This window comes from Enterobacter cloacae complex sp. HYC042_NIDB (genome assembly GCF_056673315.1).
On the sequence record NZ_CP109650.1, the window covers coordinates 821,810 to 836,030 of the forward strand.

The 14,221-nt window shown below is 57.7% G+C and carries 15 protein-coding genes; 2 read left to right on the top strand and 13 right to left on the bottom strand.

The window, feature by feature from the left end:
* Positions 1-2 precede the first annotated feature (2 nt).
* The 5 genes from hpaH to hpaG all read right to left on the bottom strand — a co-directional run bounded on the left by hpaH (position 3) and on the right by hpaG (position 4,891).
* Positions 3-806 carry a 2-oxo-hept-4-ene-1,7-dioate hydratase gene (gene hpaH / locus OKF39_RS03930; protein WP_048957186.1) on the bottom strand — a complete coding sequence of 268 codons (804 nt, stop codon included), beginning with the start codon at positions 804-806 and terminating at the stop codon, positions 3-5.
* Positions 807-906: 100 nt separating this feature from the next.
* Positions 907-1,287 (bottom strand): 5-carboxymethyl-2-hydroxymuconate Delta-isomerase, encoded by a 381-nt coding sequence (locus OKF39_RS03935; protein WP_224066243.1) that lies wholly within the window; start codon positions 1,285-1,287, stop codon positions 907-909.
* A gap of 9 nt (positions 1,288-1,296) precedes the next feature.
* Entirely contained in the window at positions 1,297-2,148 is an 852-nt protein-coding gene (gene hpaD / locus OKF39_RS03940) for a 3,4-dihydroxyphenylacetate 2,3-dioxygenase (protein ID WP_041911312.1), read from the bottom strand.
* Positions 2,149-2,150: 2 nt separating this feature from the next.
* Complete coding sequence (hpaE, locus tag OKF39_RS03945; RefSeq protein ID WP_045400869.1) at positions 2,151-3,617, bottom strand: 5-carboxymethyl-2-hydroxymuconate semialdehyde dehydrogenase; 1,467 nt, start codon at positions 3,615-3,617, stop codon at positions 2,151-2,153.
* Complete coding sequence (hpaG, locus tag OKF39_RS03950; protein WP_479983502.1) at positions 3,614-4,891, bottom strand: 4-hydroxyphenylacetate degradation bifunctional isomerase/decarboxylase; 1,278 nt, start codon at positions 4,889-4,891, stop codon at positions 3,614-3,616. Before hpaG ends, hpaE begins: the two co-directional genes overlap by 4 nt.
* Before the next feature lie 271 nt (positions 4,892-5,162).
* On the opposite strand from hpaG, the gene hpaR reads away from it, so the two are divergent.
* Together hpaR and tsr are read left to right on the top strand one after the other, a co-directional pair.
* Positions 5,163-5,603: a homoprotocatechuate degradation operon regulator HpaR gene (gene hpaR, locus OKF39_RS03955; RefSeq protein ID WP_023334396.1), complete on the top strand. Its 441-nt coding sequence runs from the start codon at positions 5,163-5,165 to the stop codon at positions 5,601-5,603.
* An 83-nt stretch (positions 5,604-5,686) separates the two neighbouring features.
* Complete coding sequence (tsr, locus tag OKF39_RS03960; RefSeq protein ID WP_028015406.1) at positions 5,687-7,351, top strand: methyl-accepting chemotaxis protein; 1,665 nt, start codon at positions 5,687-5,689, stop codon at positions 7,349-7,351.
* Positions 7,352-7,441: 90 nt separating this feature from the next.
* On the opposite strand, the gene OKF39_RS03965 is transcribed toward tsr, so the two are convergent.
* The 8 genes from OKF39_RS03965 to OKF39_RS04000 all read right to left on the bottom strand — a co-directional run bounded on the left by OKF39_RS03965 (position 7,442) and on the right by OKF39_RS04000 (position 14,159).
* Positions 7,442-7,957, bottom strand: coding sequence for a GNAT family N-acetyltransferase (locus OKF39_RS03965; RefSeq protein ID WP_479983503.1), 516 nt, complete (start codon positions 7,955-7,957; stop codon positions 7,442-7,444).
* The gene (gene opgB, locus OKF39_RS03970; RefSeq protein ID WP_048959805.1) at positions 7,957-10,248 is read right to left on the bottom strand and encodes a phosphatidylglycerol--membrane-oligosaccharide glycerophosphotransferase; all 2,292 of its coding nucleotides are present in this window, start codon (positions 10,246-10,248) and stop codon (positions 7,957-7,959) included. The genes OKF39_RS03965 and opgB overlap by 1 nt, the downstream gene beginning before the upstream one ends.
* Positions 10,249-10,516: 268 nt before the next feature.
* The gene (locus tag OKF39_RS03975; RefSeq protein WP_063438159.1) at positions 10,517-10,999 is read right to left on the bottom strand and encodes a YjjA family protein; all 483 of its coding nucleotides are present in this window, start codon (positions 10,997-10,999) and stop codon (positions 10,517-10,519) included.
* A gap of 84 nt (positions 11,000-11,083) precedes the next feature.
* A complete protein-coding gene (dnaC, locus tag OKF39_RS03980; protein ID WP_028015417.1) occupies positions 11,084-11,821 on the bottom strand; it encodes a replicative helicase loader DnaC in 738 nt (245 codons plus the stop codon).
* Positions 11,818-12,363 carry a primosomal protein DnaT gene (dnaT, locus tag OKF39_RS03985; protein ID WP_028015418.1) on the bottom strand — a complete coding sequence of 182 codons (546 nt, stop codon included), beginning with the start codon at positions 12,361-12,363 and terminating at the stop codon, positions 11,818-11,820. The genes dnaC and dnaT overlap by 4 nt, the downstream gene beginning before the upstream one ends.
* Before the next feature lie 147 nt (positions 12,364-12,510).
* The gene (locus OKF39_RS03990) at positions 12,511-12,939 is read right to left on the bottom strand and encodes an organic hydroperoxide resistance protein (RefSeq protein ID WP_013095463.1); all 429 of its coding nucleotides are present in this window, start codon (positions 12,937-12,939) and stop codon (positions 12,511-12,513) included.
* A gap of 84 nt (positions 12,940-13,023) precedes the next feature.
* Positions 13,024-13,476 (bottom strand): MarR family winged helix-turn-helix transcriptional regulator, encoded by a 453-nt coding sequence (locus OKF39_RS03995; protein WP_479983504.1) that lies wholly within the window; start codon positions 13,474-13,476, stop codon positions 13,024-13,026.
* 41 nt (positions 13,477-13,517) lie between these two features.
* On the bottom strand, positions 13,518-14,159 hold the full coding sequence (locus OKF39_RS04000) for a TetR/AcrR family transcriptional regulator (protein WP_028015420.1): 642 nt from the start codon (positions 14,157-14,159) through the stop codon (positions 13,518-13,520).
* Positions 14,160-14,221 lie beyond the last annotated feature (62 nt).

The window sequence follows — 14,221 nt, forward strand, 5'->3', positions numbered from 1 at the left end:
CCTTACACAAAGCGACAGCTGATGGAGCCCATGTTGCCGTAGTCAACATGGAAGGTGTCGCCTCTGCTGGCGGCAACCGGACGGGTAAACGAGCCGCCGAGGATGATTTGTCCGGGCTCAAGCTGCACGTCGTACGGCGCGAGCTTGTTCGCCAGCCACGCCACGCCGTTCGCCGGGTGGTTAAGCACGCCCGCGGCGACGCCGGTCTCTTCGATCACGCCGTTGCGGTAGAGCAGGGCGGAGATCCAGCGCAGATCCAGCGCGTCGGGCTTAATCGGACGACCGCCGAGGATCACCCCGGCGTTGGCGGCGTTGTCGGAGATGGTGTCGAACACCTTGCGCGGGCGCTGGGTCTCCGGGTCAACGTTGTGGCAGCGGGCGTCGATCAGCTCCAGGGCGGGAATGACGTAATCCGTGGCGTTGTAGACGTCGAAGATCGTGCAGTTCGGGCCGCGCAGCGGTTTTGCCAGCACGAAGGCCAGCTCCACTTCGATACGCGGGACGATAAAGCGGTCAACGGGGATGTCGCTGCCGTCGTGGAAGAACATATCGTCCAGCAGCGCGCCGTAGTCCGGCTCGCTAATCTGCGAGCTGGCCTGCATCGCTTTCGAGGTGAGGCCAATCTTGTGGCCTTTCAGCACGCGGCCTTCGGCAATTTTCAGGCTCACCCATTCGCGCTGTACGGCGTAGGCGTCTTCGATGGTGATCTCCGGGTACTCTAGCGAGATCGCGCGGATCTGCTCCCGGGACTGTTCCGCCTGATGCAGGCGCTGGGCGATCAGGGTATGGGTGTGTTTGTCGAGCATGGTGATATCCTGTTTTTGCCGGGTGGCGCGTAGCGATCCCGGCCTACGTTCTTGGCCGTTGTAGGCCCGGTAAGCGAAGCGCCACCGGGCGAGCAGACGGCTACTTAAACAACGCGTGCACGTTGTTTTGTTTGTAGTTGAGCGTCGGATCGAGTTCTTCCATGGCGAACGACAGCGCCAGATAGCGCTCCGCCATCAGCCCCGCGAAGTGGGTTTTGATCAGCGCAAACAGCATCTCCCCCACGGCTTCCCGGCTCTCCAGGCTGCGCCCGGCGCCGATCTTCAGCGTCATATGCACAAAGGCGTAATCATGCTTACCGTCCGCCATCTGCCAGGTGTCCAGCCAGTGGGCGCGGCTGCGGATGCCGCCGAGCGGGAAGATCCCCGTGGCGGCCAGCGCCTCGTTCACTTTGGCGAACAGCCCCGGCAGGTCGGCCTGCGCGCGGATGTTGTCGGTACATTCAGCAATAAAGTGCGGCATAACAACTCCTTATGCGGGAAGCGGGAAAACGGCGTTGACCTGGCCGGTGCCGGAGCTGGCGAACAGCTCGGTGAGGAACTCCACCTTGCCGTCGTATTTATCCCAGCCCAGCATCCCCAGCAGCATCACCGTGTCGTGCATGTTGCCCTCGCCGTAGCAGTAGTCGGCGTACTCCGGCAGCATGCTGCAAAACTCTTTAAACTGGCCTTCGCGCCACAGCTTGACCACGCGCTCGTCCATCTGACGGTCGAACTCGCGGGTGTAGCTGTTCATCCCTTCTTCCGCACGCTGGTCGTCGATAAAGCGGTGCGACAGCGAGCCGCTGGCGAGCACCGCCACGGTGCCGTCGTACTTTTCGATGGCGCTGACGATGGCCTCGCCCAGCCTGCGGCTGTCGGCGAAGTCGTGAACCGTGCAGAACGCGGAGATGGAGATCACTTTGAAGTGCTTATCCGCGTTCATGTAGCGCATCGGCACCAGGGTGCCGTACTCCAGCTTGAGACTCGGGATGTTGTGCGCCTTGGCACGTACGCCGAGCTTCACCGCTTCGTCGGCGATCAGCTGCCCGAGCTCCGGGTTGCCGTCGTAGTCGTAGGTCATGTCGCGGATAAAGTGCGGCAGCTCGTTGCTGGTGTAGACGCCCGAAAAATGATCCGCACAGTTGATGTGGTACGCGCTGTTTACCAGCCAGTGGGTGTCGAACACGATGATGGTGTCCACGCCCAGCTCGCGGCAGCGCTTGCTGATCTCTTTATGCCCGTCGATGGCCGACTGGCGGCAGCCGTGGTTTTTCCCCGGCAGCTCGGAAAGATACATCGACGGCACGTGGGTGATTTTTGCCGCTAACGCTAGCTTGCCCATTGTCAGATCCCCCATTTTGGAATCGGATGGTCGCCCATGGAGATGCAGACGTTCTTCATCTCCGCGAACACTTCAAAGCTGTACTCGCCGCCCTCGCGCCCGGTGCCGGAGGCCTTCACGCCGCCAAACGGCTGGCGCAGGTCGCGCACGTTCTGGGTGTTGACGAACACCATGCCCGCTTCAATGTTGCGCGCCAGACGGAGCACCTTGCTGACGTCCTGGGTCCAGATGTATGACGCCAGGCCGTACTCCACGTCGTTGGCCAGCCGCAGCCCTTCCGCTTCGTCCTTAAACGGCAGCAGGCAGGCCACCGGCCCGAAGATCTCCTCCTGCGCCACGCGCATGCGGTTGTCGACGTCCGCCAGCACCGTCGGGCGCAGGAAGTTGCCGCCTTTCAGGTGTGCAGGCAGATCGGTCGGTTTGTCCGGGCCGCCCGCCAGCAGGGTGGCGCCTTCCTCGATGCCGAGGCGGATATAGCCGGAGACTTTCTCCCAGTGCTGCTGGCTGATGAGCGCGCCAATCTGGGTGTTCGGATCGGTCGGATCGCCCACGCGCAGGCGATTGGCGCGTTCGGCGAAGCGTTTGACGAACTCCGGGTAAATGCTCTGCTGGATGAAGATGCGCGAGCCCGCGGTGCAGCGCTCCCCGTTGATGGAGAAGATGGTGAACAGCGCGGCGTCCAGCGCGCGCTCGATGTCCGCATCTTCAAAAATCAGCACCGGGGATTTGCCGCCCAGCTCCATGGAATATTTCTTCAGCCCGGCGTTTTTCATAATGTTGCGCCCGGTGGCGGTGCCACCGGTGAAGGAGACGGCGCGCACGTCGTGGTGGCGCACCAGCGCGTCGCCTGCCGTCGCCCCGTAGCCCTGCACCACGTTCAGCACGCCCGCCGGAATGCCCGCCTCCAGCGCCAGCTCGCCCAGACGGTCGGCGGTCAGCGGCGAGAGTTCAGACATCTTCAGTACCGCGGTGTTGCCCAGCGCCAGGCACGGCGCGACCTTCCAGGTGGCGGTCATAAACGGCACGTTCCACGGCGACACCAGCGCGCAGACGCCCACCGGCTGCACCAGCGTGTAGTTGAGCATTTTGTCGTCGACCGGGTAAGTTTTGCCGTTCATCTGCTGGCACACCTCGGCGAAGAACTCGAAGTTGTGCGAGGCGCGCGGGATGAGCACATTTTTGGTCTGGTGGATCGGCAGGCCGGTGTCGGCGGTTTCCATGGCGGCGATCTCGGGCACGTTCTGGTCGATCAGATCCCCCAGGCGACGCATCAGGCGCGCGCGCTCCTTCATCGGCAGGTTGGCCCATTTCGGGAACGCCTCTTTAGCGGCGGCAACGGCCTGATGAATTTCCGCTTCACCGCCGGAGGCGACTTCCGCTAATACCTCGCCGGAGGCCGGGTTAGTGGTATGGAAGTACTCGCTTCCGGCGACGTTTTTACCGTTGATCCAGTGGTTAATCTTTTTCATTTTGCAGTCTCCTCGCTGACAATCCGGTTCACCAGGCGGCCCACGCCTTCCACTTCCACCACCACTTCATCGCCCGGCACCACATCGGACAGCCCCTTCGGCGTGCCGGTGGCGATCATGTCGCCCGGCTGTAGGGTCATAAAATCGCTCAGATACGCAATCAGGTAAGGAATGCTGAAAATGAGATCGGCGGTGGTGCCTTCCTGACGCAGTTCGCCGTTGACGAAGGTGCGCAGGGTTAAGTTATGCGGATCAGGAATGGCTTCTTTCGGCACGATGTTCGGGCTGATGGGGGTTAATCCGTCGCGGCTTTTGACCCGCAGGTTCGGGCGGTAGTAATTTTCCAGGTAGTCGCGGATGGCGTAGTCGTTGCAGACCGTGTAGCCCGCGACATACTCCATCGCTTCGGCTTCGCTCACCTTACGCGCGGTTTTACCGATGACCACCACCAGCTCCGCCTCGTAGTGCATGTATTCGATATTGTTCGGGCGCACCGAGGTCTGGTTGTCGCCATTGAAGGTGTTCGGCGCTTTGATAAACACCAGCGGCTCGGTGGGCGGCTTGAAGTCCAGCTCGCTGGCATGATCGGCGTAGTTAAGACCGAGGGCGAACAGCGTGGCGTGTTCAGGCGTGCGGTGGGAAAGGGCGACGTCGCGCTCGTTCACCACCGGGTTTTCCAGCGGCGGGAAACCTTCTGCAAGAATGCGTACCCGATCGCCCGGGCGGATCTCCACGCGGCTTTGCGGCGTGCCGAGCAATATCGTATCGCCGGGATTGAGGGTGGCGAATTCGCTCAGGGCGCTCAGCAGTTCGGCGGCGCTGCGCTGCAGATCGGCGGTGTTCCAGTGGTCCGCTTCGCGGCCGTTGATCTCGGTGATGATGGTCAGGTTGTCGACGTTATCAACGGCGGCCAGCTCGCCAAGCGGGCAAAAGCCGTCCCGGCATTTGGCCTTAATGGCCGGACGGTAGAAGCTCTCTTCCGGCAGGCTCACCTCGTTGGCCAGCGCGTACCCGGCGATGTAGGCTGCGGCGTCCTCTACGCGCACCCTGCTGGCGGTTTTACCCACAACCAGCGCCACCGTCGCGCCGCTTAACACCGTTTCCCCCTGCGGGAAAGGAATGGGCTCGCCCGCGCGAATCACCGTGTTGTGCGGTTTGATAAACCACACCGGCGTTTTTGGCGGCGTGTTGTAAGGGGCTTTTTCAAACGCCTCAGCCCAGGCTTCTTGCTGACTCTGGTGGTTCAGCGCGACGGCAAATACGGTATCTTTCATTCACCTACTCCTCACCCCGACGGTCCGGGTTATGATTTCATTAATATGTTAATGATCTGTTTTTATGCTTTTGCTGTTTATTTCGCAATCAGAAGTGAAGAATTTGTGATATGAATAACAATAAATTTACATTTTGGTTTTTAATGTTATGTAAATCAGGTGCTTAATAAAACAGAATGGTTTCTGTTAGACTTTCTGGCAGGAAACGCGTTGTTTATAAAAACATCTTTTATGAATCGTTTACTTGTTAATGATGTGAAGGGGAGAGGCTATGCATGATTCATTAACCATCGCGCTTTTGCAGGCGCGGGAAGCGGCGATGTCGTACTTCCGTCCGATTGTGAAGCGGCATAACCTCACCGAGCAGCAGTGGCGCATCGTGCGCGTGCTGGCTGAACATCCGTCGATGGATTTTCACGATCTGGCGTTTCGCACCTGTATTCTGCGCCCGAGCCTGACCGGCATTCTGACGCGCATGGAGCGCGACGGCCTGGTGCTGCGCTTAAAGCCGGTGAACGACCAGCGCAAGCTGTACGTGTCGCTGACCAAAGAGGGAAATGCGCTGTACGAGCACGCCCAGGCGCAGGTGGAAGAGGCGTATCAGCAGATTGAGGCGGAATACACCCCGGAGAAGATGAAGCAGCTGACGGCGCTGCTGGAAGAGTTTATTGAACTCGGAAACCGGCATAACGCAGCGCGGGAAGAAGAGTAAAAACCACAAATTCCAGGATGATTTTCGTAAAGTTTTCCCTTTCCAGGCCGAAAATTCTGTATCTGTCTGAGGAAAGAGAAAACATGTTAAACCGTATCAAGATTGTCACCAGCTTAATGCTGGTTTTAGCGATATTTGGCCTTTTACAACTCACATCCGGTGGTCTTTTCTTTAATGCTCTGAAGAATGACAAAGAGAATTTCACCGTCCTGCAAACCATTCGTCAGCAACAATCCACCCTTAACGGGAGCTGGGTTGCGCTGCTGCAAACCCGTAATACCCTGAACCGCGCGGGCATCCGCTACATGATGGATCAGAACAATATCGGCAGCGGCGCGACCGTTAACGATCTGATGCAGATTGCGTCTGCCTCGCTGAAACAGGCGGAAAAAAACTGGGCTGACTATGAAGCCCTGCCGCGCGACCCGCGTCAGAGCGACGCCGCTGCGCTGGAAATTAAACGTAACTACGATATTTACCACGGTGCGCTGGCTGAGCTAATTCAGCTGCTGGGGGCGGGCAAAATCAACGCCTTCTTCGACCAGCCGACCCAGAGCTACCAGGATGGATTCGAGAAGCAGTACGTGAGCTACCTGCAGCAGAACGACAAGCTTTACCAGATGGCGGTTGAAGACAGCAACAGCTCTTACACTCAGGCTATCTGGGTGCTGATCAGCGTGCTGGTTGCCGTGCTGGTGGTGATCGTGGCCGTCTGGCTGGGTATCAAGCAGGCGCTGATCTCTCCGCTGACGCGTCTCATTGACAATATCCGCCACATCGCCAGCGGCGACCTGGTGAAGCGCATCGACGTGGAAGGCTCTAACGAGATGGGCGAACTGGCCGACTCGCTGCGTCATATGCAGGGCGAACTGGTGCGTACCGTGGGCGACGTGCGTAACGGCGCGAACGCTATCTATAGCGGCGCGAGCGAAATCGCGATGGGCAATAACGACCTCTCTTCCCGTACTGAACAGCAGGCCGCTTCTCTGGAAGAGACCGCTGCCAGCATGGAGCAGCTGACGGCGACCGTTAAGCAGAACGCCGAGAACGCCCGTCAGGCGAGCCACCTGGCGCTAAGCGCGTCTGAAACCGCGCAGAAGGGTGGCAAGGTGGTGGACAACGTGGTGCAAACCATGCGTGACATCGCGGGCAGTTCGCAGAAAATTGCCGATATCATCAGCGTGATCGACGGCATTGCCTTCCAGACCAACATTCTGGCGCTGAACGCGGCGGTAGAAGCGGCGCGTGCGGGCGAACAGGGCCGTGGATTTGCGGTGGTGGCAGGGGAAGTGCGTAACCTGGCCCAGCGCAGCGCTCAGGCAGCACGTGAGATCAAGAGCCTGATTGAAGACTCCGTGGGACGCGTGGAAGTGGGTTCAACGCTGGTGGAAAGCGCCGGTGAAACCATGGGTGAGATCGTGAACGCGGTGACCCGCGTGACCGATATCATGGGCGAGATTGCCTCTGCGTCCGACGAGCAGAGCCGCGGTATCGACCAGGTGGGCCTGGCGGTGGCAGAGATGGACCGCGTGACCCAGCAGAACGCCTCGTTGGTGGAAGAGTCAGCCGCAGCGGCGGCGGCGCTGGAAGAGCAGGCGAGCCGTCTGACGCAGGCCGTGGCAGTGTTCCGCATTCAACAGGAGCAGATGAAGGCGCGCGAGTTCGCTGCCGCGAAAAGCGTTGCCGCGCCGGTGATGTCGCGTAAAGTCGCGACGGCGGACGCGGGCGATAACTGGGAAACGTTCTGATCCAGCGCGTTGTGCCGGGTGGCGGCTACGCCTTACCCGGCCAACGGAAGCTTGTTGTAGGCCCGGTAAGCGAAGCGCCACCGGGCGATATCAAAGCGGCAGGCGCATGGCGCAGCGGGAGTCATACGCTAAACCGTGCGCCGTCTCTTCTTCGCGTTTTTCACGCAATTCAGACGTCAGCCTCGTCATCATTTCAAACCCCAGCCGCGCATAGAAGGGCGCATTCCACGGCACGTCCCGGAACGTCGTCAACGTCAGCGATCTCAGCCCCATTTGGCGGGCATGGTCAGCCGCACAGGCGATGAGCTGCCGACCGATCCCTTTTCCCTGCCAGGCCAGATCGACCGAGAGCTCCACAATAAACAGCGACGTAGGGTGCGCTTCAGTGAGGATAAACCCCACGGGACGGTCGTTCGCCAGCGCCAGCCAGCTTAGCCCCCGTTCGGCATAGCCGAGATGCTGTACAGCGGAAATGACCTCGCCATCGGCAAGCCAGGCGAGGTCGGGGTAGTCACGAAAACGCTCTCCCGCCGCGCGCTCAATGGCGGGCAGGGCGGCAACGTCGTCGGAATGTGTGGGCCGAACGGTGAGGTTAAGGGCGACCATTAGCCTGCGCGACTCACAATTTTAATTTCAACCATGCCGATCCCGAGCTGGCGCGGTGAATGGCCGAGAATATTTCCTTCATTGGTGGACTGCGGGTCTGGCGGCACAATCACCAGGGTACTGCTGCGCGATGGATTCTCAAAATGCAGGGTGTGAGTGCTTACGTCATTTCCAAGCGTAAGCGTCTGCTCTTGATCGCCCACGCGCACCGGTACAGGTTTATTCGCGTTAGGCCCGTACGCCCTGGCCGTGATCACCAGATCAAATTGCTCCGGCAGCGGATGGGTGTACTCAATTTTCACCTCGTTACCCAGCTGCGCGTTTGACCAGCGTCCCCACGACTCCGGACGGGAGATGCCGCTAAACTGCTTCACCTCTTCGGGCGCGCCGGCCACGTTAAAGATAAAGCTGTCCGCTTTATAGCGGATGTCGTTGTCGACGATTTTCAGCATGTCGATGTTGTGCTGATAGCGAGCCGTATCAATCACCGTATCTTTAAAGGCGGTTTTGCCTTTCCACTGGGCTTTGTCGACATGCTGCACGGTTTGCTCCCCGCCAAGCTGGCCCTGAGAGACGCACCAGTCCGTAGAGAGCGCCAGCGGCTGCGACCAGAGCTGACCCATTTTGTAACACCGGTCAATCCAGACGAAGTTATCGCGAGGGGCGAAATCGGCCAGCTGGAAGCGCAGCGGCGCGGAATACTCGCTTTCCGGCAGCGGTTCGACGCGACTATCCGACACGCGCACCAGCAGCGGCAGGCGGAAATTGCTGCCGGAGAAGGCAACGGTGTTTTTATCCCGATCGACGGTGAAGTCTTTCATCTCTTTCGGGAAATTCCACAGGCGGATGATGTCGGGCTTCCAGGCGAGGATTTTCTCCTTCATGTTGAGGAACACTTCCGACAGGGATTGCCCCGACAGCGTGCTGCGCCCGAGGCCAATAAAGTTGTCGCCCCCCAGAATGTCCAGCACGGTTGCGCCGTTATCCATGGAGTTGCGTTTGGTGGCGATTAACTCCTGCTGCGGCTGGTCGCCGCGCAGCACGAAGAAAAGATTGCTGCGATCCTGCTTGCTGAGCTGGTCCCACGCGCTGTTTTTCATTGCCAGATGGTCAGACGATACGACGATGACGGTGTTTTTAAACCACGGCGAGGCTTTGATTTTCTCGACCAGCGCGGCGATGTGCTCCTGGCTACAGGTCACGGCGCTGAAAGACTTGTTGTTTTTGCCGTCCACGTCATAGCTTTTTCGCTTACAGGTGCGCGAGACGAACCCGTCCGGATGGTGCGTATCTACCGTCAGCGCAAAGAGAGAAAAACGCTTCCCGGCGCGGGAAAGTTCCTCGAATTTCTTCCAGGTTTCGTCCAGCACCGTATCGTCATAGAAGCCCCAGTCGTTGCGGTAGGTGGGATCGGCAACCGTCGTTTTTAACTCTTCTGAGCCATACAGGTGGTCAAAACCGTGGGATTTCAGGAACACATCTTTTCCGGCAAAGCGCAGGTTTGCTCCCTGCATAAAGTAGTTTTCATAGCCGGAGTTTTTCAGGATATCGCCCAGGCAAATATTCTGCGGGAAGAACGTCGACATCGAGGCGGAGGCGTTGCCTTCAAAAGGTGCGAACAGCGGGATACCGCACTGGGAGGCCACCATCCCGGCGATAGTGTAATCCGTGCCGGGTAACTGCATGGTGTGGCTGAAATCGAGGCCTTCGTTTTTCAGCGCGCCCAGTTCCGGCGTGAGGTTCGGAAACGCATCGTTATCAAAGTAGGTGCGCTCCAGGCTTTCACCGTAGATGTAGACCAGGTTGAGCTTCGGGTTGGCGATCGTTTTCGACGGCTCTTTATAGTAGGCCACGAAGTCCGGATCGCCGTCGCGCGACTGGGATTTTACAAGCTCGGTGATCTGATGAAACGCGGGGCTGGCGTCGACGGAGGCCAGCGCCAGGAAAAGCGCCAGCAGGCTGTAGCCATGATGGTGAGGAAGATGGCGACGGCGGCGCAGCACCCAGGCGAGCGCGCCGAAAATCGTCACCAGCGCCACGATCAGTCCCAGCCCCGGAAGGATGTATTTACCTACTCCCGCGCCCGTCAGGCTGTTCGTCAGGGTGTAGAGCACAGCATCGTTAATGCCGTCGCCGGTGAAGTAATCGCTGGCGTATAAGGTAATGTTTAAAACGATAAAAATGCCGAGCACCACCAGCGTGGCGATAAACCACCAGGTGTTACGGCCGGCTTTCCAGGCATAAACGCCGACGGAAGCCAGAAAAAGGATAAGAGAGATGAATTCTGACAACAGCATATCCTCATGACGCCAGGTGCTTCGCTGGCTAACTGTTTATTTTTGGTAAGACAATGTAATGGCGATGTCGTTTAGCTGCAATTTTAGTGTCACGAAAGTGTGCTGTTGTTAGGATTTGGTTTATAAAATCGTTTTTATGAGGATGGTCGCATCCTGACAAACGGACGCTGAGACGGTGGCAGGTAGGAAAAACGCTCGTTTAACGCCGCGATGCAAGCCTATCGCATTAAACGCGGCGTGTTGTGGCAGAAAATGGGGCGGATCAGGAGATGAAATTAACGCCTTGTTTCAGCACCAGATCGCAGGCTTTGGTTTTCACCTGTTTTGCCAGGGCGGAGTTGCCGAGGGTGCTCAGGTTAAGCTGTTGGCCGTTTTGCGCGTTAAGCAGGCCCTGAATGCCGTCCATATAGCTGGTGTCCGCTTTTTGCTCCTGCGTGTCGAGACCCAGTTTACCCAGCACCTGGTTTTTCACGTTTTGCGCGTCGGTCACCGAGGCCAGCTTTTGCTTAGCGCAATATTCCAGAATCCCCGCCGCGTTGTTCATCGTGTCCGCGCTCAGGCTCTGGGAACTGTTGCTCAGCAGGCTGGTGAGAGAAGAGGCCGAGAGCCCGCCCTGGGCGCTGCTGCTCTCTTTGGTCAGCTCATTCGCGGCGCTTGACAGGGACTCCTGCCACGAAGCCGCTTGTGCTGCGCCGGTAACCAGCAGCGCGCCTAAAAAGGTGCTGATAAGAATCTGTTTTTTCATAATGGCTTTCTCAAAAAGGTCCGTTTTGGGCCGGAAGGGGTTCCAGTATATACCTGCGCCCTGCTGGCGATTCCTGGAACTGTCTTAATACTCTTTGCCGGTGACGCGGCTGCGGTAACTGTCCCAGTCGAAAATGACATACAGACTGTTGCCCAGCTTCATGCGGTCCATGACGCGTTCACCCAGTAAGCGGGTCATCTCGTCAATGTTGTGGTTCGTCAGCATCCCGGTGGGACGTTTGGACGAAGAGCGGCGATCGACTATCTGGTTAATGATGACCTTTTCATAACGGGATTCGGTCTGAACGCCAATCTCGTCGATGACCAGTAGATCGACATTGCTCAGATCGTTAAGAAGCTGCTCTTCGCTGGTTTCACGGTTGCTGAAGGTGTCTTTCATGGCGGACATGATATCGGCCACGGTGATGATGAGGACCGATTTACCGCGCAGAAGCAGTTCGTTGCAGATGGCGGCCGCGAGGTGGTTTTTACCTGTGCCCGGCTTGCCGCTAAAAATGAAGCTGGCGATATTGCCGTCAAATTCATCCACGTACTGACGCGCGGCGGCGAGCGCGTTCATCTGCCCGCTGGTCTCAATTTTATAGTTATCAAACGAGCAGTTCTGATGCAGGGGACGAATACCGGAGCGGTTAAAGGTGCGCTGCATTTTCATTGCCCGGTTTTCGCGGGCGAGCGCGGCGGCACGAATTTTACCTTGCTCCTTTTGCCACGCCAGCAGCTCTTCACCCGTGGTGAAGGCGGGCTTCACGTTGGCTGGCATCATCTTTTGCAGACGTTTCATCAGGTCGCCGACGTTCTTCATTTCGCACCTCGGAATCCACTTGGGATCTGTTTATCCGGTTCTGAAAACGTGTTGATATCGCGCTTAGGCTGGCCATTGTTACTGGCGCGGGTAATTTGAAGATGACGCGCGAGCTTTTGCTGCCACTGAATGTGGGTGAACACTTTGCCTTCCGCCTGCCACCAGGCGATAAACGCGGCGAGCTCTTCCGCGGTGGCTGGCTGAGTTAACGCAATGCCCCACAATGCTGCCTGCCGCTGAAAATCTGCGTCAGGCTGCCAGCCCGCGTACAGGACAAATTTGCCCATCGGAACGGTTAGCGGGGTATTAACCGGTTCTTCAAAAAACTGGTTATCCAGCGTGACGTCGCTTGCCGGACGTGACATCTGCGCTTCGATCTCCAGAAGCTGCGCCAGACGTTCCGGCGTGATTGCGTAAAACGCCGGCGCGTTGTCGGCAAAAACCGCAACCGTGCCGCCTTCGGCGTGGGTCAACACACCGCGTGGGTCGCGCATAAAGGCATCAATGCCAGCAATGCTGGTGGTCAGAATTCTGGAGGACATAACGCTTACTCAACTGATTACTACGGGCGTGATATGGGCTTATGGTAGCACAGAGAGGGGAGGGGATGGAGGGGATTTCCCCGGTGGCGCTGCGCTTACCGGGGCTACAGTCGTAGGCCTGAAAAGCGCAGCGCCATCAGGCAGTTATCACGCGATAATATTCAGGGTCACGTCGATGTTGCCACGGGTCGCGTTAGAGTACGGGCAAACGATATGCGCCGCATCGACCAGCTTTTTGGCTTCCGCAGGATCCATACCTTCAACGTGGATATTCAGTTTTGCTTCGATACCAAAACCGGTCGGCAGCGGGCCGATACCCACTTCGCCTTCAATAAACGCTTCTTTTGGCAGGGTAAATTTGTCGCGAGCCGCCACAAACTTCATCGCGCCCAGGAAGCAGGCAGAGTAACCCGCAGCAAACAGCTGCTCAGGGTTCGTGACTTCTCCACCCATACCGCCCATCTCTTTGGGCACGCCCAGTTTAACGTCCAGAACTCCATCGGAAGAGGTCGCGCGGCCGTCACGGCCCCCGGTGGCTTTTGCTTTGGCGGTATAAACAACTTTTTCTAAAGACATGGCAGGTTCCTCATCTTACTTTTGTATGTGCTATTAAATAGCGTGCGATATATATGGGTAAATAATAACGCGTAAAGTATAGCCTTACGCGCGTTGAATCTGTTGTCGCAAAAGTTCCAGCTGCTGCTTGAGCGCCAGCATGGTGTCGGTATCACACTGTGCGGCGCACCCCACCGCGTGTGGGATACCCAGTGCCTGCTGCTGAAGTTCACGTCCGGCTTCAGTCAGCGTGATGGCGACCTGACGTTCATCTTTACGCGAGCGGTGGCGGTTGATTAGCCCTGCGCTTTCCAGACGCTTCAGAAGCGGCGTCAGCGTTGCGGAGTCAAGGAACAGCCGTTCACCGATGTCCGACACCGTCACGTCATCCTGCTCCCACAGCACCAGCATCACCAGATATTGCGGGTAAGTCAGGTTTAGCGGCGCCAGCAGTTGCCGGTACAGCTTATTAAGCGCCAGATTTGCCGAATAGAGGGCAAAACAGAGCTGGTTATCCAGCAGGAGCGCAGCGGTCGTGTCGTTCGTTTTTGCGTTCATGAAATGAATATAGATTGTGCGCGATTTAATTGCAAGCAATTTTAGGGGCAGGTATAACGCAGCGCCACCTGAACGGCCATTTTACGGTAGTGCTGGCGCTGGGCCTGCTCGTCTGCACCCTCTTCAAACAGCAGGGTGAAGGTGTAGCTGTTGGCAACGTAGTGAAAGCTGAAGCTGCTGATCAGACGGTGAAGGTCGCGGGCGTCAACCGTCTGGCTGAAAAGCTGTTTTTCTTTGCCTCGGCGCAGGATACCTTCCAGCAGGTCGAGCGCGCTGCGGTTGACCTGCCGCAGATAGTTTGACTGCTGCATAAAACGGCCGCGCTGCATGTTTTCCATGCAGATAATACGGATGTAATCCGGGTGGTCGGCATGATAGTCAAAGGTGGCTTCAACCAGATGGACCAGCGCTTCGACGGGAGGCATATCCGCCAGGCTAAGCGCCTTTTCACTGGCGCGAATTTGGGTGTAAACGTACTCCAGGACGAGCAGGTAGAGATTTTCTTTGTTTTTAAAATGGTAAACGACCATGCGTTTGGTGGTACCTGCTTTCTCCGCGATCTGCTCCATGCGGGCGCCATTCAGTCCAAATTCGGCAAACAGCGCGATAGCGCTCTGAAAAATTTTCTCTTTCAGGCTCGATTCTTCACTGTGATCGGGGTGTTCGCTGCCAGAGTTAGCCACATCCTTTCCTTATTTTTACCAAACGGACCAGAAAGATTATCTCCACGGCAGCGAAATAACAC